Source organism: Desulfobacterales bacterium (genome assembly GCA_034520365.1).
Taxonomy (GTDB): domain Bacteria; phylum Desulfobacterota; class Desulfobacteria; order Desulfobacterales; family Desulfosalsimonadaceae; genus M55B175.
Genome location: JAXHNP010000006.1, coordinates 1116649 through 1142003 on the forward strand (window position 1 = coordinate 1116649; position 25355 = coordinate 1142003).

At 51.4% G+C, this 25355-nt stretch carries 23 protein-coding genes; 17 read left to right on the top strand and 6 right to left on the bottom strand.

Annotated features, from left to right (window positions below; translation table 11 throughout):
- Positions 1-123: 123 nt before the first annotated feature.
- Both U5L07_12955 and U5L07_12960 read right to left on the bottom strand, forming a co-directional pair.
- Positions 124-1662 (bottom strand): cryptochrome/photolyase family protein, encoded by a 1539-nt coding sequence (locus tag U5L07_12955; GenBank protein ID MDZ7832656.1) that lies wholly within the window; start codon positions 1660-1662, stop codon positions 124-126.
- A gap of 16 nt (positions 1663-1678) precedes the next feature.
- Positions 1679-2650, bottom strand: coding sequence for an L-lactate dehydrogenase (locus U5L07_12960; GenBank protein ID MDZ7832657.1), 972 nt, complete (start codon positions 2648-2650; stop codon positions 1679-1681).
- A gap of 418 nt (positions 2651-3068) precedes the next feature.
- On the opposite strand from U5L07_12960, the gene U5L07_12965 reads away from it, so the two are divergent.
- Positions 3069-4091, top strand: coding sequence for a dienelactone hydrolase family protein (locus U5L07_12965; protein ID MDZ7832658.1), 1023 nt, complete (start codon positions 3069-3071; stop codon positions 4089-4091).
- Here the strand turns inward: U5L07_12965 and U5L07_12970 are convergent.
- The 4 genes from U5L07_12970 to U5L07_12985 all read right to left on the bottom strand — a co-directional run bounded on the left by U5L07_12970 (position 4066) and on the right by U5L07_12985 (position 8222).
- A complete protein-coding gene (locus U5L07_12970) occupies positions 4066-5319 on the bottom strand; it encodes a C45 family peptidase (protein ID MDZ7832659.1) in 1254 nt (417 codons plus the stop codon). The two genes, U5L07_12965 and U5L07_12970, sit on opposite strands and share 26 nt — an antisense overlap.
- 283 nt (positions 5320-5602) lie before the next feature.
- Positions 5603-6211, bottom strand: coding sequence for a TetR/AcrR family transcriptional regulator (locus tag U5L07_12975; GenBank protein MDZ7832660.1), 609 nt, complete (start codon positions 6209-6211; stop codon positions 5603-5605).
- Between the two features lie 23 nt (positions 6212-6234).
- Positions 6235-7509 (bottom strand): acyl-CoA dehydrogenase family protein, encoded by a 1275-nt coding sequence (locus U5L07_12980; GenBank protein ID MDZ7832661.1) that lies wholly within the window; start codon positions 7507-7509, stop codon positions 6235-6237.
- 398 nt (positions 7510-7907) lie between these two features.
- Entirely contained in the window at positions 7908-8222 is a 315-nt protein-coding gene (locus tag U5L07_12985) for a hypothetical protein (protein ID MDZ7832662.1), read from the bottom strand.
- A 165-nt stretch (positions 8223-8387) separates the two neighbouring features.
- On the opposite strand from U5L07_12985, the gene U5L07_12990 reads away from it, so the two are divergent.
- From U5L07_12990 to U5L07_13065, 16 genes are all read left to right on the top strand, one after another.
- Positions 8388-8891, top strand: coding sequence for a four helix bundle protein (locus tag U5L07_12990; GenBank protein ID MDZ7832663.1), 504 nt, complete (start codon positions 8388-8390; stop codon positions 8889-8891).
- 152 nt (positions 8892-9043) lie between these two features.
- Complete coding sequence (locus U5L07_12995) at positions 9044-11026, top strand: PAS domain S-box protein (protein ID MDZ7832664.1); 1983 nt, start codon at positions 9044-9046, stop codon at positions 11024-11026.
- Between the two features lie 246 nt (positions 11027-11272).
- Positions 11273-11905: a response regulator transcription factor gene (locus U5L07_13000; GenBank protein ID MDZ7832665.1), complete on the top strand. Its 633-nt coding sequence runs from the start codon at positions 11273-11275 to the stop codon at positions 11903-11905.
- 503 nt (positions 11906-12408) lie between these two features.
- Positions 12409-13251 (top strand): tRNA (adenine-N1)-methyltransferase, encoded by an 843-nt coding sequence (locus U5L07_13005; protein ID MDZ7832666.1) that lies wholly within the window; start codon positions 12409-12411, stop codon positions 13249-13251.
- Between the two features lie 11 nt (positions 13252-13262).
- The gene (gene gpmA, locus U5L07_13010; protein MDZ7832667.1) at positions 13263-14012 is read left to right on the top strand and encodes a 2,3-diphosphoglycerate-dependent phosphoglycerate mutase; all 750 of its coding nucleotides are present in this window, start codon (positions 13263-13265) and stop codon (positions 14010-14012) included.
- Between the two features lie 170 nt (positions 14013-14182).
- Entirely contained in the window at positions 14183-15181 is a 999-nt protein-coding gene (egtD, locus tag U5L07_13015) for an L-histidine N(alpha)-methyltransferase (protein MDZ7832668.1), read from the top strand.
- Positions 15182-15461: 280 nt separating this feature from the next.
- A complete protein-coding gene (locus U5L07_13020) occupies positions 15462-15929 on the top strand; it encodes a PTS sugar transporter subunit IIA (protein MDZ7832669.1) in 468 nt (155 codons plus the stop codon).
- A complete protein-coding gene (locus tag U5L07_13025; GenBank protein MDZ7832670.1) occupies positions 15919-16281 on the top strand; it encodes a hypothetical protein in 363 nt (120 codons plus the stop codon). Before U5L07_13020 ends, U5L07_13025 begins: the two co-directional genes overlap by 11 nt.
- Positions 16282-17490: a hypothetical protein gene (locus U5L07_13030; GenBank protein MDZ7832671.1), complete on the top strand. Its 1209-nt coding sequence runs from the start codon at positions 16282-16284 to the stop codon at positions 17488-17490.
- 14 nt (positions 17491-17504) lie between these two features.
- Positions 17505-18815, top strand: coding sequence for a cation:proton antiporter (locus tag U5L07_13035; protein ID MDZ7832672.1), 1311 nt, complete (start codon positions 17505-17507; stop codon positions 18813-18815).
- Between the two features lie 65 nt (positions 18816-18880).
- Entirely contained in the window at positions 18881-20479 is a 1599-nt protein-coding gene (locus U5L07_13040) for an amidase (GenBank protein ID MDZ7832673.1), read from the top strand.
- Between the two features lie 132 nt (positions 20480-20611).
- A complete protein-coding gene (locus U5L07_13045) occupies positions 20612-20854 on the top strand; it encodes a type II toxin-antitoxin system prevent-host-death family antitoxin (protein ID MDZ7832674.1) in 243 nt (80 codons plus the stop codon).
- Between the two features lie 432 nt (positions 20855-21286).
- A complete protein-coding gene (locus U5L07_13050; protein MDZ7832675.1) occupies positions 21287-22663 on the top strand; it encodes an ATP-binding protein in 1377 nt (458 codons plus the stop codon).
- Positions 22664-22723: 60 nt separating this feature from the next.
- On the top strand, positions 22724-23173 hold the full coding sequence (locus U5L07_13055; GenBank protein MDZ7832676.1) for a hypothetical protein: 450 nt from the start codon (positions 22724-22726) through the stop codon (positions 23171-23173).
- Between the two features lie 228 nt (positions 23174-23401).
- Positions 23402-24781 carry a hypothetical protein gene (locus U5L07_13060; GenBank protein ID MDZ7832677.1) on the top strand — a complete coding sequence of 460 codons (1380 nt, stop codon included), beginning with the start codon at positions 23402-23404 and terminating at the stop codon, positions 24779-24781.
- Positions 24782-25055: 274 nt separating this feature from the next.
- On the top strand, positions 25056-25328 hold the full coding sequence (locus U5L07_13065; GenBank protein MDZ7832678.1) for a hypothetical protein: 273 nt from the start codon (positions 25056-25058) through the stop codon (positions 25326-25328).
- Positions 25329-25355: the final 27 nt, after the last annotated feature.

Consider the following 25355-nt stretch of genomic DNA (forward strand, 5'->3'; position numbering starts at 1 on the left):
GGCTCGGTTGTCATTTCGAGCGGCAGCGAGAAATCTTGTCATTGCATGATTTTTTATAAGATTTCTCGTCACTGCCGTTCCTCGAAATGACAGGGGCGGAATGTTAAGGTTAATGAAATTGACTTACAAATCGTTCAGGTGCGTGAGATAATGTTCCGCCTGATCGAGAATCCGGTTTTTCCCGGTTTTGGTCATTTTATCAAGCAGCCGGTAGGCCATGCCGATTCTGGGGTTTTGGCCGAGTTTGTCCCGGTGGCGCTCATAGAAATGCCAATAGAGCGAATTAAACGGGCAGGCGCGCTCCCCGGTTTTTTCCTTGGCCGCATAATCGCAGTTTTTGCAGTAATTACTCATTTTATTGATATAGTTGGCGGAGCCGGCATAGGGCTTGGTCCCGACGATACCGCCGTCTGCAAACTGGCTCATGCCGCGCGTATTGGTAATTTCCACCCATTCGACGGCATCGATGTAGATGCCCAGATACCACTCATCCACCGCATCCGGGTGAACGCCGGCCAAAAGGGCGAAACTCCCGGTGACCATGAGCCGTTGAATATGATGGGCATAGGCGTTTGTTAAGGAATTGGTGATCGCATCCCGCATGCAGGCCATGCCGGTCTCACCGGTCCAGTAAAAATCCGGCAACGGCCGGTCGTGGCCGAAATAGTTCAGGGTTTTATAAGCCGGCATTCGGGCCCAGTAAACGCCGCGCATGTATTCGCGCCAGCCGATAATCTGGCGGATAAACCCTTCGATTTGGGGCAGGGTGATCGCCGCCGGGTGGTGCGCCCAGTAGGCGAGGCTTTGATTGACCACCTCTAACGGTGAGAGCATTTTGGTGTTTAACGCAAAGGACAGCCGGGAATGAAAAAGATAGGGATGCCGGGTATCCATGGCGTCCTGAAAGGTGCCGAAATAAGGCAGCCCGTTTTCAAGAAAATCATCCAGCATCTTAAGACTCTCGTCCCGGGTGGCCGGCCAGGGGAAATGCTTGGCATCCACCGCTCCGATGCTCGGGATGGCCTGGGATGTTAAAAGCTGATAAAGGCTGCTCACATCGCGGTCAAAGGTTTTGGCGGCAGGAACCGGCGTTTTCCCGTCATATTTCTTCCGGTTTTCCACGTCAAAGTTCCAGCGGCCGCCCACCGGCTTTTTATCGGTCTCCATGAGGATACCCAGCTTTTTTCGCATCTCCCGGTAAAGCGATTCCATCCGGTAGGTTTTTCTGCCGGCAAAAAAGTTCCCCACAAACAGGCGCGGGGTGAGGAAGTGCTCGGTATCAGCAATTGCCGCGGGTACGGACAGTTTCCGGCAAAGTGCGCGCAGGGCCTCGTCCAGCCGGTATTCATCCGGCTGCATATATTCGAAGCGCTCGAATTGTTGGGCAGCAATTAGGTGCTCGATATTTTGGCAGATATTCTGCCGATTCTCCGGGTCATCAAGGGGGTAATAGATGACCCGATGCCCCTTGTTTTCCAGTTCGTCCCGAAAGGCCCGCATGGCGCTGAAGAAGGCAAGGATTTTCTGTACATGATGCGTGGCATAGGTGGCTTCTTCGCGAACCTCCATCAGGCAGAAGGTGATGGCGGGATCCGGATGCCGGAACCAGGAGTGCTGATAGTTTAGCTGATCGCCCAGGATCAGCCGCAGGATTTTGGACATGTCGCTTAGTTTTTCATCACTCCCGGCTTTTTCCCAGGTCTGCTATGGATTGTTTAATGATGGCGGCCGAGTTGTGGAGCGCCTCTTTTTCGCTATCCGGCAGTTTGCTGTCAATAATGCGCTCGACCCCGTTCTGGGCGACGATCGCGGGCACGCTCAGGCAGACGTCGTGGAGGCCATATTCGCCCTCCAGATAGGTGGAAACCGTATGCACGCTTTTCTGGTTCCGCATGATAGACTCTACAATTCTGACCAATGCCAGGCCCACGGCAAAGTAGGTGGCGCCTTTATAGTCGATAATATGATAGGCGGAATCCCGGACGGTTTGTTCGATATGGGTGCGCCCGCCCATCCAGTCCTGGCATTTTCGGCAGATCGGGCAGTACTCGTCTATCTGGATGCCGCCGATATGGGTCATGGACCACGCGGCGAATTCGCTGTCCCCGTGTTCGCCCAGCATATAGGCATGCACGTTATGGGTGCTGATGTCGCAGTGCCGGCTTAACAGATAACGCAGCCGGGAGCTGTCAAGCACCGTACCGGAACCGATCACCCGGCCGCGGGCCAGGCCGGAGCGCTTTAAAGCGATCTGGGTCAGCACATCCACCGGGTTGCTGACCATTATCAGAACGGCATGTGAATGGCGGCTGGTAATATCGTCAACAATGGACTCAATAATGCCCGCATTCTTCTGGACCAGGCTCAGCCGGTTTTCGCCGGGCTCCTGCTTGGCCCCGGCGGTAATGACGATCACCCGGGCATCGGCATAGTCCTCTTCTGTACCTCTCCGGATATTAACGATGGGAAAATAGGGCTGCCCATGGGCCAGATCCAGGGCCTGGCCGTCCGCCAGATCCTGATTCTGATCGACCAGCACAATTTCGCCGGCAATGCCGTTTTGGGCCAGTGCATAGGCGAAGGTCGCCCCCACGGCCCCGGCGCCGACAATAACAACTTTACGTTCAATCTGTTTCGCCTGATGGCTCATGACCGCCTCCTCACCAATATGACAGACCTAAATTGAGCGTTCCAAATTTTTAAATTAAAAATAGCCGGGCTGCCTATATCTGTCAAATTTTCGGGTGCCGGAGAAAGCCCGGCTAAGCCGCAGGCAGCCGCCCGCAGCCAATATTTCGCCCAAATGCGGGGGTGCTGTCTGCACGGCTAATTTGTTCTAACCGCAAAACCCATAACCACGGTCCTGTTAACGGACAATTAGTCGGCACGGTGGCCGACTCTACGACGCATGTGGCCGTAGGGCAGGCCACCGTGCCTGCCTAAGAAAAGACAGAACAAATTTGCCCGGGTGCTGTTTGGCGCCTGTTTGACTTTTCCTGTAGGTTCAATATAATCTATAAAAAAGTTATTGGGCTTAAATGGCTTATTCCAGAGATGAGGCATTTTCCATGAACTCCCATTCATATCCTTACCTATTGGCTCGCCGACCGTTTTTTCTGGCGGCCGCGGCCCTGGTTCTCTTGACAATCATTGGCGGGTGCGCCCATCACCGCGACTTTAATGCCGATTATGCCGGGCCGACGCCGCTTCCGGAATCGATTCGGAAAACCTATGCATATACCCCGTATGCCGGGCCCTATGAGACGCAATCCATTAAAGCCAATCCCCGCTATGAAATCCAAAAGATTTCGTTTGAAACCGCGCAGGGCCCGTTCAATCAGCCGCACCGGATCACAATGGAGTACTATAAGCCCAATCACGGCGAAAAAACGCCGGTGATTGTGGTGCTTCCTATTTTGGGGGGCAGATACAGCATTACCCGGACGTTTGCCGTCCATTTTGCGGAAGCAGGCTATGGCACCCTGCTGGTGTACCGGCAGAAATCGTATAAAAAAAATCTGGGTATTAAAAATGTGGACCAGACGCTAAAGCAGATCGTGATTGATCATAAGCTGGTGCTTGATTGGGTGGAGAAACAGCCTGAACTGGATGCGGAGCGCATCGGGCTCTTTGGCGTCAGCATGGGCTCGATCAAGGCGTCGCTATTAACCGCCTTAGATGAGCGGGTGGGTGCGGCTGTGCTTGGCCTGGTGGCCGGGGATATCCCCTATATTCTCACCTATTCCAGCGAGCCGGGCGTTAAGCGGAAGCGAAACGCCTACATGAAAGAACACCAAATCACCCGGGAGGAACTCTACCAGGAGCTGAAGGCCCGGGTGGAATGCGACCCCATGATTTACGCGGAGTTCATGGATGCGGCAAATATTATGATGATCCTCGGCCGGTTTGATACGGCCATGCCCTACCAAAAGGGCCGTCTGTTATGGCAAAAGATCGGGAAGCCGGAGCTCATTACCATCCTGTCCGGCCATATCACCGCCTACCCCATGATCCCCTATATCAAGGAGATGGCCACCGCATTTTATGAAAAGCGGTTTGGCGGAATCAATCAAGGGCGCTGCCGAAATTAAAATAAAACCATTTCTGGTTGCAGGCCCGGCCTTCCTTGCCCTTTTGACTGGCGGCCGCATAAGACACCCAGGTTTCAAGGGTCTGGGGCTTAAAGATCACGTTCTGCATATTGCCCTTAAGCGCGGCCGGCTTGGCTATATCCTTTAGCCGATCGACATCGATACGGCCGTAATGGGCGGTCAGCTGGTCATACAGGACTTCAGGCTTGGCGCCCCCATAGACCACATCATCAATGGCCGGATAGATGTCCTCTGGGTTGCGTTCGTCCACCAGGCGCATATTTTCCTTAAATATTAAAACCCGGGAGGGGTCAGTGACAAAAAGGCTCGCCTTGCCCGCACCGGTCGTGGCCTTGGCATCGCTTATCATATACACATAGGAGCAGGTGCGCCGGGCGGATTGGATCATATCCGTGGCTTCAGCCAGGGTGTCTGCCTCGCGCATCAGTTTGCGAAAAAGAAACACAAACGGGATTCCGTCCAGCCGCTCGTTTTCAGGATCACCATAGCCCATCTCGCCAAAGGCCATATGCTTTTCATTGATTCCGGAGACACAGCCGATAAAACCGGCAAAAGAAAACGTGGCCGAGGCATTGCCCTGATCCGGCTGATGCACCAGGATAACCGGATGCTTGTGGGCACCGAGCTGCCGGATCCAGTCCAGCACGCGCATCTGGTAAAGTTCGCCGTCTGCGGTGGCCTTACCGAATGCGGCGATATTGCTGCAGAAGGTGGATTCAAACTTTTTGGACAAACGCTCCTTGGGGCCGAATTCAGATACCTCCGGAATGCAGTGCAGCCAGTGAATCACGCGCAGGGGCAGGTTTGCGCCATGGGCCAGGCCCCGCATCTCTTCCTTTTCTTCGAGCGGAATATAGGGGGATATCAAATCATAGACTTCGTCCATAATGTCTTCCTGCGCATAGTACTTCGCCAGGCCGACGATGTGTTTGACATTGGCGCGCACCCCCGCATAGTTCAAGCGGCCGTGCTGAAAGCCCATTTCATAGGGGGTGCCGGACAGGTAAAGCACTTTGATGTGATTAAGCGCCGGATCATCGCTCTCAACCATCCGGGCCTTGGAAAGAATCCGGTCGGCATCTGCCGGCGAGTCAATCACCATGGAGCGCTGGTCAAGGGGCAGGGTGTTGTCAGGCACGTGCATGCAGGCGGCTGTGAGACTTAAAGCAAGTAAAAGTACCGGCAAAAAAGACAGGGTTCGTTTCATCGGCGGAGCCCTCATATTTATGTTTGCGCCATACTGAGCTTGCGCTTTTTCTGCCATCAACAATATTTTATGGAACTGTTAAAATTTAGCACGGCGCGCGTCGCGTTTGCAAAATAAATAAAGACGGCTTCGCAAAAAGTCCAATATCTTTGTTGCGCTGCATCCCTCGGAATTTCACGTACGAGTCAGTACGCTGCATTCCTCGGGATTTGCGCGCCGCGATCTTGAACTTTTTTCTTTGCCGTCCCAGAATCGACTTTTTACGAGTCCATCAAATAAAGGCTCAAACTGCGGCATATGTTTTAAACACATGTCCTATCAATTCTGCCAGTCTTCGGGTATGCCGGCTGATGTCATCGGCATTGCGCCCGGGATAGCGGGCATAGGTGATCATGATGCCGTTTAAGGCGGAAAATAGGGCATGGGCGATCATCCGGGAATCGGACCTGTGGTCTGCGGCCTTCACAGCGGCTTCAATGCGGTCCATCAGGGCCCGCATCTTTTGGTTTAATTTTTCGGTGCCCGTTTCGGACAGATTACCCCCTAGCATGAAGTGTCCCATCATCTGGTAGAAGGCCATGTTCTCCTGCAAAAAATCAATATACAGGCGGCACAAGTCATTTAAAGGGTGCCCGGCGCCGGCCGCCGGCCGATCAATCCGGGCCAGCAGGTCGTCTGCGCTTTTTAAAAACACATCCAGAAACAGCTCGGTCAAATTTTCATAGTAATTGTAGATCGTACCGATGCTGATTTCGGCGGCCCGGGCGATTTCGCGCACCGTGACGCTTCTGAAGTCCTTTTCGGCAAAAAGTTCCCGGGCCGCATCCAGAATCAGGCGCCGTCTGGCATCCCGTTCCTGCTGCTTTAATGCGGCAAGTTTGTTCTCCGTCAATACCAGATCCCTTCAAATCAGTGTCAGGATGAGCGATAACTCTCAAACACGGCCTGCATGTCCTCATCCGTGTAGCAGCGTTCGGATTCATCCGGCTTTCCGGCGTCCTGCTCCATCAGTCGGCGGTCATAAACATCATTTAAGATTTCATTATAGTATTCATGCTGGATCAACAGGTTCATGATCTCGCTCGTTCCGGTCCAGATCATGGCCAGGCGGATGTCTCTCAAGGCCCGTTCAATGGGATAGACATCCGTGTAGCCGATACCGCCCATAATCTGCATGGCGGCATTGACGATATCCCAGGCGTTTTCCGTGGCGCACCGCTTGGCCTCGCTCACAAGCCGGCGGGCGTTGGGCGCGTTTTCATCCACCGCCCGCGCAGCCATATAGGTCAAGGCCCGCGCCGCATCGAGCTGGGTGATGGAATCCGCCACTTTGAAGCTGACCCCCTGGTATTTTCGGATCTCTTTGCCAAACGCCCGGCGTTTGTTGGAATACCGGACCGCCAGATCAAGCGCCCCCCAGGCGCCTAAGGAAGCGCCAGCCGAGGTCAGGCGCTCCGGAATCATCATTTGATTAAAGCACAGGGCGCCGCCGTGGAGCTCACCCACCAGATTTTCTTTGGGCACCTTGACATCCCGGAAAACCAGCCGGCCGGTGCCGCCGCCCCGGCAGCCGAGCAGACCGTACATGTATTCGGTTTCAACGCCCGGCCCCCGTTCAACCAGAAGCAGGCTCAATCGGTGATACTTATGGGCATTGGGATCAAAATTGGTGCGGCAGTATACCAGGAAGAAGTCCGCCCCCTCGGCCCCCACCACAAAGCGCTTCATGCCGTTTAAGATGAAGTGGTCGCCTTTCAGCTCCGCCTTGGTCATGGCACCGAAAAAGTCCGATCCGCCGCGGGGTTCGGTCAGGGCTTCGGCGGATACGAGTTTTCCTTCCAGGTAGGGTTTTAAGAATTTTTCCTTTTGTTCTTCGGTGCCGAACATGTTCAACGCTTCGCCCACAATGGACGGCATGACAAACGCACAGCCCAGAGCCATGCCCAGGCAGCCGATTTCTTCCGCGGCCGCCATTTCAGCCACCCAGCTCATGCCCCGGCCGCCGTATTTTTCCGGAAACCGAATGCCGAAAAGTTTTCGGGCCGCCAGTTTTTCGACGAATTCGCGGGGGTAGGTGATTTCATCCTTATCCATTTTCCGGAGGAAATCGCTGGTGATTTCCTCCCGGACGAACTCCCGGGTTTCCTTTTTTACCGCCTGCTGCTCAGGCGTTAACATGAAATCATACATAGGGCCCTCCGATTGCTTGAATTAAATTGTTTATGAGTATTGATCATTTTATTGAACATTGATCAAGCATGCAAGTAAAAAAATGCACGGTAAATTTATTCTATCTATTTTTCAGGCGGGCACGGTGGCCCGCACTATCGCGACAATGCCGACATTTTGTAGGGTCGGCCACCGTGCCGACCTTACATGCGAGAAACCCCATGGTTATGGGATTTCTCGCCAGAACAAATTCACCGTGAAAAAGAATGCGGGGTGGATTTATTTGTTGCTGTCTTTGAGAAAAATTGGGGAAAAGTGTGGGATTGAGAGTTTGGTATAATCCTTTACAAAATCACGTTTTAAAAGTTGGAAACGCTCAATTTAGGTGTCAAAGTCATGGTATTTGCCCCTGATGCCCGTCAGCATCCGGAGCAGCCGGCACATGCAGCCCCGTTGTCAAGGCTTGATGAAACAGTAAACCCGGGGGTTACCGGATTATCCGAGTAATCAACAAAAATAGGCTTTGCCTGCTCGTATACTGCTTTATCAATGATGAAATCAATGTTGTCATGGTCAAGCCGAACATCGGCATCTGTGGCTTTATCAAAAAACAGGTCAATGGACGTCCCCGCACAGCCGCCGGAAACCGGCATCAGGCGAATAGCACCTTCCGGCTGTCGGTCATTTAATATCTGATCTATCTTTTTTTTGGCTTTTGGGCTTATTTCGAACATAGAATCACCTCCTTTAGCTGCCACAAAGTGATAGTATAAGATAAATCACTGAGTCCCATTGTCAATAGTCTGCGTCTATCCATTACACAGCTATCTGCCCGGTTTTCATGGCGCTTTAATTGAGTTTGCCGGCGGTATCCTGAAATTTTCCTGACCAGGGCTAATTTGTTCTGTATCCAAATCGAAATCGCTATCGGGATCGGGATCGAAAAAAATATGACCCTTGGACGTGAAAAACTGGACGTCTATCGCCTTTCAATAGGCTACGTTGCATGGGTTTACGAGAAGGCCGACAGCCTGAACGGAGTCCATCGACCCGCCCGGGATCAATGGCTTCGGGCCAGCCAGTCGATACCGCTCAATATCGCCGAAGGTAATGGCAAGACCGCGGAAGCCGACCGAAGGCGTTATTTCGAAATCGCTCGTGGCTCCGCGCTTGAGTGCGCGGCGATTCAAGATGTGCTGGTTGTCGGCAAGGCGCTGGACAAGATGGAAAGCCGGAACCGCAAGGATGAACTCGACCGTATGGCCGCGATGCTCAGCCGTCTCGGCGGAAGAGGATACCAAGTTCGGGAGGATCAGGAAGTCTACAGCATCGATTTCGATCCCGATAGCGATTTCGATCCCGATTTCGATCCCGATAGCGAAGAAAACGAATCCCAACCTTAGCGTTAACAGGACCGGGGGTATGGATTTTGCGGTTAGAACAAATTAGCCGTGTTTTCCTGACGGCAACCGGTTGCATCTTTTGGCTGACTGTCGTATGCAGGAAGGGAGATATCTGCTGCTTTGTTCAATCGATCAGTGTGGAGGATTTTTTTATGCCCGGTGGAAAACCTCGTAAGGAGAAGCCGGCCAATCGCGCCAGAGAGCCCGAAACTGGACTGAAGCCCGGTGATAGCGATACCAGGCCGGCACCCAATGACCATCCCGCGCCTGCCTGCGCTGCGGATGCGCCGCCGGTTCATGAATTTTCGTCCGAACATATTAAATCGACCATTTTAGACGGCATCGCAGACATCGTCGCCTTCTATTCGTCGCCTGACATGACGCCGGCATGGATGAACCAGGCGCTTATCAGCGCATCCGGCTATGACAGAGCCGAACTCCTCTCAATGACCTGTCATGAATGCTGGTTTCAAAGGCAGACCCCCTGTCCGGACTGTCCGGTTCTGAAAACCTTTGAAACCCTAACCCCCCATGAAATGCATCAGGAAGCCCCTGACGGACGATGCTGGTACCTCCGGAGTTTTCCAATGCTCAGTGAATCCGGCGGATTGCAGGGCGTGATTGAGGTGGTCCGGGAGATCACCGACCGGAAGCTGGCGGAAAAGGCGCTTCAGGAGAGCGAAGCCAAGTATCGGGGCATTCTGGCCAATATCGAGGACGGCTATTATGAAGTGGATCTCTACGGCAACCTGACATTTTTCAATGATTCCCTGTGTGACATTCTGGGCTACCCCCGTTCCGAACTCATGGGCATGAACTACCGTACTTTTATGCTGGAAGAAGATGCGGACCGCGTGTTTAAAACCTTCAATCAGGTATTTGCCACAGGCAATGGGGCCAAAGGGTTCGAATGGCGGGTAAAACGCAAAGACGGCAAGAATATCTATCTTGATACATCCGTATCTATAATTTGCGATGTTGAAGGCAATATTATAAACTTCGGAGGGATTACCCGGGATGTCACCGAGCGCCGATATGCCGAGGATGCCCTGCGCGAAAGCGAGGCGAAATATCGCTCCCTTTTTGAAAGTCTGCCGATCGGCCTGTTTCAGACCACCATGGACGGCCGGATTATCGATGCCAACCCGGCCTGCTTGGTAATTTTCCGGTGTCCCAGCCGGGAAGACCTAATGGCCCAGGACGCCCGGAAGGCGTATTTAAAGCCGGCCGATGGAGAAAATTTTCGGCGCCAGCTGATGCGAAACGGCTATGTGCGGGATTACGAATCCCGGCTCTGGTGCTGGGACGGCGCGATCGTCTGGGTAAACATTACCGCCCATGTCATATATGATGATTGGGGCAATTTTTCCCATATCGAGGGGTCACTGCAGGATATTACGGAGCGTAAAAAAGCCGAGGCCGCCCTTCAGAAATCCCATGAGGAGCTGCGGAATTTTTCAAAGCATCTGGAAGCCGCCCGGGAGCAGGAGCGCACTATCATTGCAAGGGAGGTCCATGATGACCTGGGCCAGTTATTAACAGCCATCAAGTTCGATCTGGCCTGGATGAAACGCCATGCCCCGGAAGGGGATACGGACACGCTGCTGGAAAAAGTGGATATGACCATCGGGCTGGTCAATGAATCCCTTCAGTCTGTGAAACATATTTCCGCCCGGCTGCGGCCGGATGTGCTGAATGACCTGGGCCTTGAGGCGGCAATGGATTGGTATCTTTCGGAGTTTCGCGATCGAACCGGCATTAAATGCGATTCCCGCATCCAGCAGCAGACCTTTTCCGGAGACGGCATCTGCGATGAATTGTGCACCTCCATGTTCCGGATTTTTCAGGAGGCTTTGACCAATATCGCCCGTCACGCCAAGGCCACGGAAGTATTTGTAAAGCTTGACCAGTCAGATGGCTGGATCGATTTTCAAATTATTGATAACGGCGTCGGTGTAGATACGGAGGCGCTTAATGACAGTGGGTCCTATGGGCTTTTGGGGATCCGGGAGCGGGTCAATGCCTTTGGCGGCCATATGGAGCTGGCCGCAGGAGCCGAAAAAGGGACTGCCTTAAAGATTAAACTGCCGGTTGTCAAAAAAGATGAGACGGCAACGCAAGGGAATCGGGCGTGAGTGGATACAGCGGTAAATGCGGCTCCCTGAATTAAGTTTATGGGTCGGTGTCGGTAAAAGGATGACAAGTATAAAAGAATGGGGATGACATAAATTTCAGACGCAGCAGGATAGTCTCCAGCTTGTATATAAGGTATAGAAAATATAGTCCATGTCTGTCCGTTTTCCATGATTTCAGGGATAACCCCAAAATCCGGGGTGAACAGGCAGGCTGCTAATTGAACATTTATACGCAGGAATGTTGTTATGGTTAAAATCTTTATCGCCGATGATCATGCGGTGGTACGTCAGGGGTTAAAGCAGATTATTTCAGAAGTCTCTGATATGCAGGTCCTCGGAGAGTCAGATAACGGATTCGAGGTGATCGACCATCTAAAGGCCGGCAATTATGATATGGTGATACTCGACATCACCATGCCGGGCCCAAATATCATTGATCTGGTGAAACAAATCCGCCAGATTAAACCCCAGATGCCCATTCTGGTGTTAAGTATTCATCCCGAAGAGCAGTATGCCGTGCGGGTGCTGCGGTGCGGGGCATCCGGTTACCTGACCAAGGAAAGCGCGCCGGAGGAGCTGGTCAACGCGATCCGAAAATTATCCAAGGGCGGCAAATATGTCAGCGCAACCCTGGCGGAAAAACTGCTTTTCACCCTGGGCACGGACCAGGAAAAACTGCCGCATGATAATTTATCAGACCGTGAGTATCAGTCCCTCTGCATGATTGCCGCCGGCAAAACGGTTAAGGATATCGCCCGGGATTTGAATCTGAGTGAAAAAACCATCAGTACCTACCGCTCCCGGGTGCTCCAGAAAATGGGCATGAAAAACAATGCCGAGATCACGCATTATGCGTTTAAATACGGGCTGGTGAATTAAAACGCTTTCTTTCATTTTTTTTCATTTTTTTCCTCCACTGGGCGATCCTTACGGGGTCGCCCAAACTTTTTTATGGCGTTGCAAAAATGCGTCTGTAATGGCGCCATTCATTTCCAAAATGCCATCCTATCAACTAAACCTTTACTTTAAAAATATATATTCAAATTACCGTAATAATATAATTTTAATTATATTATGGCATGATCCGCATGATTTCAATGGCATTGCGATAAATTACGATTATGATATCTATTAAGAACGGAAAGCAGTCTGGATTGCAGGTTTAAAAACCGCCTTTTCCGAATATGAATGATTGTATGTGCAGAGTCAATGCCATTAACGTAAGAGCAGAAATAGGCTCGGTGGTCATTTCGAGCGGCAGCGAGAAATCTTATAATTGCATGATTTTTTTAGATTTCTCGTCACTGTCGTTCCTCGAAATGACAGAGGCGGAATGCTAAAGTTAATGACATTGTGTGCAGAGTCTCATACGGAGGCAGATGATGCAGATTGGTGAAGGCGATATGGTGGTTTGTCATTTCAAGGATAAAGGGCCCAAGCTGATCCGGGTTAAGGAAGACGGCGAGATGAATACAAAGCACGGGAAACTCTCCTATTCCAGAATGATCGGCCGGCCTTACGGCGCCGCCATTACGACCAGTACCGGCCATCCCGTGTATCTTCTGAAGCCAACTGCAGAGGATTTGGCCATGGGGGTGCGCCGGATTTCAAATATTAACTATCCAAAGGATATTTCCCGGATCCTGTATCGAATCGGCATCAAGCCCGGGGCGCGGGTAATTGAAATCGGGGCGGGTTCCGGTGCCATGGCCATCAGCCTGGCTTATGCGGTGGGCCCTGAGGGCTGTATCTATACTTACGATATCCGGGAGGATATGCTGAAATGCACCGGCAAGAATCTGCACCGGGTGGGACTGGCCGATCGGGTGGCGCTTAAACTGAGGGATAAAAAAGAGCCGCTGTCTGAAACAGGCGTGGATGCACTTTTAATGGATATCCCAACGCCCTGGGAGGAACTTGACGCCGCATGGGCGGCGCTTTGTTCCGGCGGGTATCTGGCCTGCACGGTGCCGACCTATGATCAGCTGGGTGAACTTGCCATATGCCTCTCTAAAAATGGCTTTCTGCCCCTGGAAGCCATGGAAATCATGTGCCGGCCGCTTCGGGCGGAAAGAGGGCGGACCCGGCCGGAGTTTAAAATGATTACCCATACCCAGATGATTCAGTTTGCCGTCAAAATTCTGCCGACAGAAGCAGGCGTATCGGCAGCGGCAGATGATGCGGATATGGGTATAAATGAAGATGAAAATGACGGATTTTATTAAAGAGGATAACTATGAACCAGCTCGTTCTTTTACGACACGGGGAAAGCGTCTGGAACAAGGAAAACCGGTTTACCGGATGGACGGATGTGGATTTGACTGATGCCGGCATTGAAGAGGCCAGGTCTGCCGGCCGGATTTTAAGAGAAAAGGGGTTTGTTTTTGACGTTGCGTTTACCTCGGTTTTAAAGCGCGCCATCCGGACCCTGTGGATTGTGATGGATGAAATGGATCGGATGTGGATTCCGGTGCACAACTCCTGGCGGCTCAATGAACGGATGTACGGGTTCCTTCAGGGGCTGAACAAGGCGGAAACAGCCGAACAATACGGAGAGGAGCAGGTCCAAATCTGGCGCCGGAGCTATGATATTGCGCCCGGGGCGATTGAAAAGGGCGATCCCCGTGATCCGGCACTGGATCCCAGGTATGCGGATCTTGACGACAAACAGATCCCCCGCACCGAGAGTTTAAAGGACACCATCGAGCGGTTTCTGCCCTATTGGCATAACAGCATTGCCCCGGCCATAAAATCGGGCCGCCGGGTAATCATTGCCGCGCACGGCAATAGCCTGAGAGGCCTGGTCATGCATCTGGACAATATCTCGGAGGAGGAAATCGTTAAGCTGAATATCCCCACCGGCATTCCGCTGGTCTATGAGCTGGATGAGTCCTTAAATGCCACGAATCATTATTACCTGGGCGATCCGGAGGCAGTGGCCCGGGCCGAGGCCGTGGTAGCCGGTCAGGGGAAAAGTAAAGCGTGATGGCTTCGCAAAAAGCCCAATATTTTTGTTGCGCTGCAACCCCCGGAATTTCACGTACGATTAAGTAACCTGCATTCCTCGGGATTTGCGCGCCGCGATTTTGAACATTTTGCTTTCCCATTTCAAAATTGACTTTTTGCGAGCTGTCAAATTTAACAGGGAGTTTTGCCATGAAAGCCACCTATCAGGTCCTCTCACCCGGCGATGTCCGCGCCTGCAGCGAAAATGACGAATTCGCATCCGACCTGCTTTACGGATTGTCCCAGCCGGTTAAAAGCGTCCCCAGCAAATACCTCTATGATGAAACCGGCAGCCGGCTTTTCTGCCGGATTATGGAGCTGCCGGAATATTATCCCACGCGCTGCGAAACCGAAATCCTGCTGCGATACAGCCCGGCGATTATCCAGGCGGTTTCCGCCGCGCGGCTGAATCTGGTCGAGCTGGGCGCGGGCGACGGCAGTAAAACCCGCATCCTGATCAATGAGCTGCGCAGTCAAAAAATCGATTTCCGCTATGTACCGATTGATATATCCGAAAGTGCGGTCAGCGGGCTTTGTTCGAATCTCTCCCGGGAGTGTCCGGAGATTTCCGTAAACGGCCTGGTATCTGATTATTTTGTGGGCGTGGACTGGCTCTCCCATCAGAATGCGGCCAGGAATCTCATTCTGTTTCTGGGCTCAAACATCGGTAACTTTTCGCCATCTTATCAGATCCAGTTTCTCTCAAGCCTCTGGAACGCACTGAATCATGGTGATTATGTGCTGATCGGGATGGACCTGAAAAAGGATGCGGCCATTATTAACCAAGCGTATAATGATGCGCAAGGGGTGACCGCCGCCTTTAACCTGAACTTGTTAAGCCGGATCAATCGGGAGCTCGGTGGAGATTTTGGTGCGGATCAGTTTACCTATTACAGTGCATGGGATGCATTTGACGGAGCGGTCAAAAGCTGCCTGCTGAGCAAAAAATCCCAATCCATATACATTGATGCGTTATGCCGCAATTTTTCCTTTGACGCCTGGGAACCTTTTCATACGGAATCCTCCTATAAATTCACCCTTCCAGATATGCAGGCAAAGGCCCGGCACGTCGGTTTTGAGGTTATTGAAAACTACTCGGATGCGCGGCACTATTTTGTGGACTCGCTTTGGCGGGTGATCAAGCAGTAACGTCAACATTTATATTTTATGCCATTTTGGGAACTTGTCGGATTCCTGTTGGATTGCGGGCGGTTTTTTGGTATTTATTTCAATAGGCGTTTCCTGAAAGCGAATCGCCTTTTATTTAGATCTCGCCTGGATAGGAAACCCATCAAAAAAGGAACGAATTAGCCGTGTACCCCTATATCATATCGGTTTTTATATTGATTAAGCGGATTTTCAGACTTACTGACTTGACCTAACCCGCTAATTGCCAGGCAAGCCTTTTCAGGCTGGAGAGCGCACCGTTATGAAACTGAGTCATTTCCTGGACCAAGACCTGGTTTTCACCGGTTTGAAGGCCGATGACAAATCCGGGCTACTGGCGTTACTTGCCGACCGAGTGGCGGAGCGCTACCCGGACGTCAACCCGAAGGAATTGCAGCGGAAATTGACGGAGCGCGAAGAGGCCGGCAGCACGGGTATCGGCTTTGGCGTGGCGGTGCCCCATGCCACTGTTGACGGCCTGCCGAATACCGTCTGCCTGCTTGCCCTCACGGCCAAAGGCATTGATTTTGAAGCCATTGATCATCGCCCGGTCCGCATGGTTTTTCTGCTGGTCAGCCCGCCCGGGGAAACCGGCCTGCATATCAAGCTGCTGGCTCGCATCGCCCGCCTGATTAAAAGCGGGGAAATTCTAAAGGCAGCCTCCCAATCCATGGGCTCCAAGGAGATTTACGACCTTATCGCGCGAGAGGATGCCCGGCATGTCGAATAGCCCTGAAGAAAAAATGCAGCTGCTGGTGATCGTGGTCAAGGATCACCACCAGGTGGAGGATATCCTCACCGGTTTTCTGGAACTCGGTTTGAGAGGGGCCACTGTGGTTGACGTACGGGGCATGGGACAGATTATATCCTCTGAAATTCCCATATTTACGGGATTTAAATCGCTTTTTCCCGGCTGGGGGGCGGATACGTATATGATCATGTCCGTGGTGGACTCAGATTCTCGTGAAAAAGCCTTTCATCTGGCCCGCGAAGTGTGCGACAATTTTGAATCCCCGGGCTCCGGGATCATGTTTACTTTACCGGTATTTCACGTGGAAGGTTTGGCAGAGGAGATACGATAGGTGACCAAGACCATTATCGGTTTAGTGATTCTGGTCTCTATCGCCCTGGTGGGGTATCGCAAAACCTTTGTCCGCCTGCCGCTGCCCTCAGGCGCCAGATTCTTTTTTCTCACCGGCACGGAATTTATTTTCATCGGACTGGCCCTTGGGGACCAATTCATGGGCCTCCTGGATCATGCCACCATTGCTCGGCTGGGCCCTTTGTTCAGTTTGGGCCTGGGGTATTTCGGCCTGGTTTTTGGGCTTCAGTTTGAAAAGGAGAAGGTAAGCCGCTTTCCGCGCGCGTTTTTCTCTGCTGCCTTGATACAGGCGACAGTTACGTTTTTACTGGTATTTGTCCCGTTTATTTGGCTTCTGCATCAAATGCGTTTCGATATGCCGGCTGTTGCCCTGGCGATGGCGATAGGCGCAGTGGCCTGCTGCACCTCCCCCACCATAATTGCCCTGATCGTAAATGAAGGCGGACACCGTACCAATTCGAATGTGGATTTGATCCGTTATATTGCCGGATTTGATCCGCTCCTCGGATTTACTTTTTTTGGTTTGGCCGCATGCGCCCTGTACGCCGCGCCCTCGCCCCTTGGTATTGATTTTTTGCCGTTTCTGCAATGGATCGGGGTATCGATTGTTTTCGGCATCAGTATGGGATTTCTCCTGCATCTGCTGATCCAGGTCCATTGCGCGGAAGATGAACTCTGGGTATTTATTATCGGCATTATTACCTTTACCGGCGGGGTGGCCATCTTTTTCAGCCTTTCCCCCCTGTTTGTAAACATGATTGCGGGCGTGACCGCGGCCAATCTGCCGGGTTCGAAAGACCGGGTGTTTATGGCCGTCGCCCGTCAGGAAAAGCCTTTTTATATCGTATTTCTCATCCTGGCGGGCGCCGTCTGGCAGCCGGCAGCAGGTATAAGCATCGCCCTGGCGGCCGCCTATCTGTTTTTCCGCACCTGCGGCAAAATACTGGGCGGATATGCGGCGGCCCGCTTCATTGCAAAGGATGTCAAGGCCCCGCCATGGTTCGGGCTGGTTTTTTTGTCGCAAAGCGGGGTTGCTATTGCCATGGCCATGGACCTCTATCTGGCGGGCAGCAGCCCCCTTATGAATCAGGTTGTGGGCATGCTCGTCATTGCTGTGATCATCAATGAGCTGATCAGTCCGGAAATCACCCGAAAGCTGTTGACGCGAACCTGGGGGGAGGTGGGGTGAGGCGGCTTGCCGGATTGTTGCTTATTGTTATTTTCATGGCGCTTGTCATTACCGGCGCCGGAGCCTGGGATCGGCCGGAAGGCGCGCGTCTTTCCCTTTCCTTCGGTTTTTTACTGCTTGCGGCCTATCTGCTGGGTGATATCCTGTCCCGGTTGAATCTGCCGAAAATTACCGGATATATCATTGCCGGCGTGCTTGCCGGGCCGTATGTGGCCAATTTTATTCCCTCGGATACGGTGACTGAATTAAAGCTTCTGGATAATCTGGCCCTGGCGGTGATCGCCCTTTCAGCCGGTGGAGAGCTGGATCTGGCTGAATTGAAAAAGCGGCGCCGCAGCATCTGTTTGGGTGTGCTGTTTCAGGTGGCCGGCGTTTTTGCCGGGATTTTCGGCTTGATTCTTTTGGGCCGAAAACTGATTCCGTTTCTCACCGACGCCCCCCTGCCGGTTCTTTTCTCAGCGGCTGCCGTGATCAGTGTCCTGTCAATCGCCCGCTCGCCATCTTCGGCAATGGCCATTATCAGTGAATGCAGGGCAAAAGGGCCGTTCACGGAAAGCATCCTAGGCGTTACCCTGATTATTGATGTGCTGGTGATAGCGCTGTTTGCGGCAACGGTTTCTATAGCTGTGGCCGTGGTCCAGGCGGATGCCAGCCTGGATATGATTTTTTTATTAACCGTGGGGATGGCGGTGGCAGGCTCCGTTTTGGCCGGCCTGGTGATGGGCTGGATGATTGATTTTTTTATGCGGCGGGTGGGTGCTGAAATTCCGGTATTTATTCTGGCTGTCGCATTCCTGGTGACTTTTTTTTCTGATCAATTTGTCCAGCTGCTGGATCGGTTCTATAAGATCCATTTCCACCTGGAACCCATGCTGATTTGCATGACCGCGGGATTTTTTATTCGCAATTTTACCCAGAACGGCTTTTTTTTTATCCAACGGCTCGATCGGCTCTCCCTTCCGGTCTATATTCTGTTTTTTTCCCTGATCGGTGCCGGCTTGAACCTGTCCATACTCCGACAGACCTGGATGCTGGCGGTACTCCTGGCGATGGGGCGGGGGTTTTTTATATGGACAAGCGCCTGGTTGTCCGGCCGGCTGAGCGGTGATCCGCCGGTATTTGCAAAAATGGCCGGATTGTCCTATATTGCCCAGGCTGGCGTAAGCCTTGGGCTTTGCGGTATTCTGGCCAGAAATTTTCCGGGCTGGGGGGCCGCCGCCGCGGCAACGGTTGTGGCCGCGATTTCAATCAACCAGGTCTTCGGACCGATCACTTTTAAATATGCGCTGGACCGGGTCGGGGAATCCAGGCGCCCACGGTCCTAAATATTTTTGAATGAATATCAGATAATGCAGCGGGTGGACTGATGAATATTCTTTTGGGGACAGGCATGATATTTCGAAAGATTCGACGAAATCCAATAATCTTTTTGTTTCTGATGGTTTTTATAGTGAGCGGCTGCGGAGAAGCGATATCTCCCCAGCCCTATGAGGCCCCGCCGGATGCGGTTTCAGGGTCCGGCCGGCCCGTCGTATTTTTAACAGCCTCCCAGATCGCCGAGGCCATCCGCACCGGCCGCCTGACAGCCGTTGAGGTGGTGGAGGCCCATTTGAAGCATATCCATCAGTTTAATCCCGAAATTAACGCGATCGTCACCATTGATGAGCACGCGGTCCGCCGCCGGGCCCGACAAGCGGATGCCGCCTTAAAACAGGGCGAATACTGGGGCCCGCTGCATGGCGTGCCTGTAACGGTGAAAGACCATTTTGCCGTAAAAGATTTGCGAAACACGAACGGGATGATTTCCACAGCCGAATATCTGCCGGATTTCGATGCCACCGTGGTATCCCGATTAAAAGATGCTGGCGCCATTATCCTGGGAAAAACCAATATGCCGCCCATGGCAATGGATATGCAGACCAGTAACGATATATTCGGCCGGACGAATAATCCCTGGGATCTAAACCGGACGCCCGGGGGCAGTACCGGCGGCGGGGCGGCCGCAGTTGCCGCCGGGATGTCGCCGCTTAATATCGGCAGTGATCTCGGCGGCTCCATCCGTCAGCCCTCCCACTTCTGCGGCATCTACGGGTTTAAGCCCACGGAAAATACCGTGTCCAATCACGGAAGCTTTGTGCCGCTTATGGAGCCGGATTTTAAAAGCGTTCGACATATGGCCTCCAATGGCCCGCTGGCCCGATCCATTGCGGATTTGAAACTGGCCTATCAATTGATTGCAGGTCCGGACGGAAAGGACGGGATGGTTGTTCAGCCGGATGAAAGCCCGGTAATCAAAGAATCGCTGGCAGACCTGCGTATCGCCTGGACCGATCAGTTTGGGGATGTGCAGGTCTCAAAGGATACCGCGCAGGTGCTTCAGCAATTTGTCGACAAATTGTCCGGCAAAGCGGGTGAAATCCGGCATCTCAGACTCTCCGGCATTGATTTCAACTCGGTCTGGGCGACCTGGGGCAAAATGGTCGATCTTGAAGTCGGGGTGCTTCAACCGGCCATGACAAGATTTCTGGTTTTTCTGGCCGGCGGGACGTACCGGGCCAAAACCCCACTGCTCCAGATGGAATATCCGGCGGGTTATGATGATTATATAGAAACCCTGAGCGCAAGAGACGAGGTGGTTGCAAAGTTCGACAGGGTGCTGCTGGACTGGGACGTGCTGGTCTGCCCGGTGGCCCCGATTCCGGCATTTTCCCATCATTTGCCGGATGATCAGAAATTCGGATACAATATTTATAATAAACCGCTTCTGGTTGACGGCCGGGCCATTAATTACTGGATGGGGTGTGCCGCCTATACCGCCCCATTTAATCTGACCGGCCATCCGGTGGTGGTAATCCCCGCGGGATTCTCCTCGGATGGCATTCCCATCGGACTGCAGCTGGTGGGTGCCCGGGGAAAGGACAGGGCACTGCTTGAAATGGCGGAAATGATCAATCAGGCGGCCGGCGCCTATCGACCGCCTGAGTTGTAGCGAGGGGACGCCCTTTATATTTTTACATTTAATAAGCGCGGCAGGTCCAGGCTAACGGCCCCCCTTTATTGACTTTTAAGCAAAAAGTATTTAATAATACATATCGCCATAAATAAAGACAGGAAGAGGGCCATGAAGAAAGCCAATATCGTTGAATTGAAAAACAATTTCAGCAAAATACTGATGTATGTCGAAAAGGGGGAAAGGATTCAGGTTTGCAAGCGCAATATCCCCATCGCCTATATCGTTCCCTTTGAGGAGAAAAAGCACGAAAACAGGACCCAACTGGGCATCGGAAAAGGGACCGCCAAAATTATAGACGATCCCACGGAACCGATGATTCCAGAGGAAAACTGGGATATGCTGAAAGAATGATAGAAAGTTTTCACCGAGACCCCGCCGACAGAATCATCACAGCAACTGCACGCCTCAAAAATTGCATATTGTTGACCGCCGACCGCAAAATCCTGGATTATCCGCATGTCAACGCCCTATGGTAAACTAGACGCCGGAATTGCCGCGGAAAATAATGCGATTTTTGATAAAAGTCGGTAGATTGAACTGACTTTTGACGGTTTGTTACGCCATCTAAGCCACATAAAAAGTTATGTTGAATCCGCAGCAGACCCTTTTGGGAAATACCTTTCATTATATCGACTTCAGCAAAGCGGAAAGAGAAATGGGCTATTCCCATAACCGGCGCGATCTTGAAAATGCGATTGATAAGACGATAGAAGGATTGATTTTTAGTTGACTTCAAAAAGCATTATATTTATTATGTTATAAAACATAATGATGGAAAACATAATGTTTTATAACAGAGAAAATGAACTCGCTCTGCTGGAGCGGGAGCACGCCCGCAAACGTGCCTCTTTCACGGTGATTTACGGCCGCCGCCGGGTCGGCAAGACATCGCTGTTGAATCATTTCATGCGGAATAAATCCGCCATATACTATTATGCCACGGAAACCACAGCCAGGCAGCAAATCGAGTCTTTTTCCCGCCAAATCGGAGAATATTTCAACAAGGAATATCTTCGGCATACGAGTTTTTCCGGATTGGAAGATCTATTGGCATTTACGGCCGATCATCTGCCTGAAAAAGCCCCGAAACTTATTCTTGCCATAGATGAATACCCGGTATTGTCAACGGCAGTTCCGGGATGCTCCTCAATATGGCAGAAAATCTGGGATCTCCACTTGAGCCGTAAAAACATCCATCTCATTCTCTGCGGCTCCTCCATGTCCATGATGCATTCGGAAATATTGGATTACACCGCCCCCTTATATGGCCGTCGGACGGCCAATATCCATCTCCAACCCATGCGGTTTCGGGATATTTCTTATTTTTTTCCCCATATGTCGGCAATGGAGCAGATGAACGTCTATGCGGCACTCGGGACGGTGCCCAAATATCTTGAAATGTATGATGCGGAAACGGACTTCTGGAAAAATATCCGGGATAATGTACTTCACAAGGATGCCTATCTTTATCATGAAGCGCGGTTTTTGTTGAAAGATGAGCTTGCCGAGCCCGCCACATTTTTTTCGATACTTCAGGCGGTGGCCGGCGGCCATACCCGGATTGGTGATCTGGGATCGCGCCTTGGGGTTTCCCCGTCCCATCTTTCGCGGTATATGAAAAAGCTTTGTGAACTCGATATTATTGCCAGAGAGGTGCCGGTCACTGAAAAGAATCCATTGAAATCCAAACTCGGCCGGTACCGGTTTCGCGACCGGTATCTGCGATTCTGGTTCGAGTATGTTTTCAGAAACAGCTCACTGCTGGAAACCGGCCACATGGATACGGTGCTGCAGGAAATTAAGAAAAGCTTTACAGAACGCTTCGTTGCCCATGCTTTTGAGGATTATGTTTTGGAGCGGATTCAAGAGGCGCCGGAGCGGTTTCTGGGGTTTGTGCCCACAAAGATCGGCAGGTGGTGGACCAATAAACAGGAAATTGACCTGGTGGCCATTGGAGACAAGAAGGTGGCCTGTATTGAATGTAAATGGCGGGAGCAGCCGGTGGGGTATGATGTTTATGCGGATCTCAAGGCCAAATCCGCTGATGTGGGGTATGCGGCGGAACCCCTATATGTGCTTTTTTCCAAAAACGGCTTCCGGCAGAGCCTTCAAGAGGCTGATGACGCGCGCTGTTTTACTTTTGAGGAAACTTTGCCCTGAAAAGGGTGACGCAAAAAATACACACCTGCGGAAATATAATTATTTTTCAGGGGTAAAGTGATGAAATTTAGAATCGGTGATTGGGTCAGGGTCAAGGATGGAATAGAAGATCCGGATTTCGGTAATGATATTTCGGGATGGCAGGGACAGATATTTGATATAGCGGATGATACGGTTTGTATCGAATGGGATGGAGAAACGCTTTTGCAGTGTCCGGAAGAAGTAATCGTCAAAAGTGAGCAGGAGGGACTTGACTGGACGCGGATGGATCTTGAAGCCAGTGAAGTGATACCGGCTGCGCCGCGGAATAAAGTCCAGGATAAAAATTTGATTATACAAGAAATCACCAATAGACATCGTTGGGATTATTTGGGCGAATCAGCTGAAATTATCAGGAATGTTTTGCAAAACGTTGATGCCGATGATGAAAATAAAGCCTTCGATGCCTGGGCAAAATATTGCCGTAAACATTTAGTTTCGTTCAAAAGTGTTGGCATGACTTTTCGGTAAAGGATTTATTGGGTCATTCAAGATATCAAATAAAGGATCATTGGCACAGCTAGAGCAGGGTGCGCCATGTGCGAGAATGGGCCCGCCAAGTAGCTCGTCGGAGCACATGGGGCACCCTGCGGCGCCTTGACAAGCGACTTGCTTGTTTGAAAAAGCTTTAAAAAAATCACGGTCTCCTTCATATAGGTTTATATTCCCCAATAAAAACCTAATCGAAGAGAGACCGTGATGAGACAACAAATTCATATTACACTTTCTTTTCAGCTTTCAACAGGAAAAGTGAATTTAAACGAAATTGTTTATCAGTTGCAGAAACTTCAAAACCCTTTAATGCTGCGTATTTTGAAACAGATTTTAACCAGCTACGATGATCTGATTTCAGATCGGTTAACTCACCATGGCGGGATATTTCCGCCAAGCAAAGCCCGCAAGGGCCTGGGACGCCATGTTCGAAAAAATGATCCCAAGGATCGTTTTTGTCACGGCCGTAAAATACGAAGGCGCGGATACCGGAATCGACCCAAAGAAATTGCCACGGTCTTTGGCAAGCTGGAGCTGCCGGTCCGGGTAGCCGAGTGCCGCACCTGCGGTGCCCGATATTCACCATTGTTAAGTGCCCTGAAGATGACACCTTATAAACGCAAAGAGGCCAATTTTGAACACGAGGTCATTGAAGCCGTGATCGATACCAACTATCGGCGATTAATAGAGGGTAGATCGATCGATATTTCCCTTGGCGGCATTCATAATCTCGTCGTCGGCAGTGATATTGATCAGATGACTGACGTCCCTGTGGATATGGATGATCTCTCAGCCATCATGGCCGACGGTACCGGCTATAAACAGCAAAAAGGCAAAAAAGGCGAACTTCGGGCTGTCATCGGCGTGATGACCACCGGCAAGGTCGAGCCATTGGGGACTTTTGCCAATACCCCGTGGGCTGATATCGAAGGCATTATCAAAGAACGATTCAAGGAGACCCAATCCTCAGGAGTCCCGTTTATCTATGATGGCGAACCGGGCCTGGATGATTTCTTATCCGAGGTGGCCGAGCCGCAACGGTGTACCTGGCATGGTCCCCGCGGCCTGTATCACTCTCTATGGCAAGATGGACTTGGAAAGAAAGCCAGTCAACCCCATACTGACAATCTCAAACACCTCATCGGCATTGAACTGCCAGAAACCGATTATGAGGTGCTCGATGAGGGCGACAAGCAACAGGTTGAAGAAAAATATCAATCCAGCAAAGCCGAGATTATGGCCTTGATCGCCACCCTGAGAGAAAAAGGCTATCACCACGGAGTTTCGTATTTAGAAAATCTTTCCCATAGAATTTTTACCAACATCGAATTATGGTTGAAGACCGGCGTCATCGCGCCCAAAACCACTTCCCTGCTGGAGCGTATTTTTCGTGAAATTGGCCGTCGCATCAAACGCATCGCTTGGGGATGGTCTGATGAAACGGTTTCCAAGCTATCAAAAATGATCGTCTTGAAAAAATACTCCAAAGAAAAATGGGAACAATACTGGAAACAAAAATTAGGCATTGAGGGTAACTTCACCATCGAGATTGATCACATTGAAAGTTGCCCGTGCCAACACTTTTGAACGTTACCAAACATTTATCCTTCCCTTTTGAGGCTGAGGTGGAGCCCCTATCCAAAGGTCCATTCAATGCTGGCGATAGGATCCGAGTGCATGCAGTAGAGGGCGCTTACGATTTGTACGGGGTGATTGTGAAAGTCAGATTGGGTCGAAAGGTTTTCCATCTACCATTGGGTGAAGTCAGGGTGATGGATAAACAATCGGATAATTATAAAATTGTTGACAGTTATCGAGATTGGTTTGCGAATCATTGATAACCGGATTGAAGGAATGTTAAATGCGTATCCAAACCCATCTGAAACTGCCTGAAAAAGAGTTTGACCCGGCATACCGCGCCGTGATCGATGCATATAATGCCTTCCCCCTGCTGCATCAAACCATCGTGCAGATACTTGCGATCATCTACGAAGGGGTGGTCAGAACCCATGTGGTAAAGGCAGGCCACCGTGCCTGCCTAAAAAAAGACAGAACAAATTTACCGCGCAGCAGCCCAAACGATTGTTTACTTTGCAATGGAGCGTGGTATAAATGTGCCGCGAACACTGAATAGAAGAAAGTCCGCTTCATCGAGCAAGAC

Excerpts from the sequence above, each read along its gene's own strand:
- egtD (MDZ7832668.1), top strand. The coding sequence starts at position 14,183 with ATGAAAGCCACCTATCAGGTCCTCTCACCCGGCGATGTCCGCGCCTGC.
- U5L07_13025 (MDZ7832670.1), top strand. The coding sequence starts at position 15,919 with ATGTCGAATAGCCCTGAAGAAAAAATGCAGCTGCTGGTGATCGTGGTC.
- U5L07_12955 (MDZ7832656.1), bottom strand. The coding sequence starts at position 1,662 with ATGTCCAAAATCCTGCGGCTGATCCTGGGCGATCAGCTAAACTATCAG.
- U5L07_12970 (MDZ7832659.1), bottom strand. The coding sequence starts at position 5,319 with ATGAAACGAACCCTGTCTTTTTTGCCGGTACTTTTACTTGCTTTAAGT.
- U5L07_12995 (MDZ7832664.1), top strand. The coding sequence starts at position 9,044 with ATGCCCGGTGGAAAACCTCGTAAGGAGAAGCCGGCCAATCGCGCCAGA.
- U5L07_12965 (MDZ7832658.1), top strand. The coding sequence starts at position 3,069 with ATGAACTCCCATTCATATCCTTACCTATTGGCTCGCCGACCGTTTTTT.
- U5L07_13050 (MDZ7832675.1), top strand. The coding sequence starts at position 21,287 with ATGTTTTATAACAGAGAAAATGAACTCGCTCTGCTGGAGCGGGAGCAC.
- U5L07_13055 (MDZ7832676.1), top strand. The coding sequence starts at position 22,724 with ATGAAATTTAGAATCGGTGATTGGGTCAGGGTCAAGGATGGAATAGAA.
- U5L07_13065 (MDZ7832678.1), top strand. The coding sequence starts at position 25,056 with ATGCGTATCCAAACCCATCTGAAACTGCCTGAAAAAGAGTTTGACCCG.
- U5L07_13045 (MDZ7832674.1), top strand. The coding sequence starts at position 20,612 with ATGAAGAAAGCCAATATCGTTGAATTGAAAAACAATTTCAGCAAAATA.
- U5L07_12980 (MDZ7832661.1), bottom strand. The coding sequence starts at position 7,509 with ATGTATGATTTCATGTTAACGCCTGAGCAGCAGGCGGTAAAAAAGGAA.
- U5L07_13040 (MDZ7832673.1), top strand. The coding sequence starts at position 18,881 with ATGATATTTCGAAAGATTCGACGAAATCCAATAATCTTTTTGTTTCTG.
- U5L07_13060 (MDZ7832677.1), top strand. The coding sequence starts at position 23,402 with ATGAGACAACAAATTCATATTACACTTTCTTTTCAGCTTTCAACAGGA.
- U5L07_12960 (MDZ7832657.1), bottom strand. The coding sequence starts at position 2,650 with ATGAGCCATCAGGCGAAACAGATTGAACGTAAAGTTGTTATTGTCGGC.
- gpmA (MDZ7832667.1), top strand. The coding sequence starts at position 13,263 with ATGAACCAGCTCGTTCTTTTACGACACGGGGAAAGCGTCTGGAACAAG.
- U5L07_13000 (MDZ7832665.1), top strand. The coding sequence starts at position 11,273 with ATGGTTAAAATCTTTATCGCCGATGATCATGCGGTGGTACGTCAGGGG.
- U5L07_12985 (MDZ7832662.1), bottom strand. The coding sequence starts at position 8,222 with ATGTTCGAAATAAGCCCAAAAGCCAAAAAAAAGATAGATCAGATATTA.
- U5L07_13020 (MDZ7832669.1), top strand. The coding sequence starts at position 15,462 with ATGAAACTGAGTCATTTCCTGGACCAAGACCTGGTTTTCACCGGTTTG.
- U5L07_13005 (MDZ7832666.1), top strand. The coding sequence starts at position 12,409 with ATGCAGATTGGTGAAGGCGATATGGTGGTTTGTCATTTCAAGGATAAA.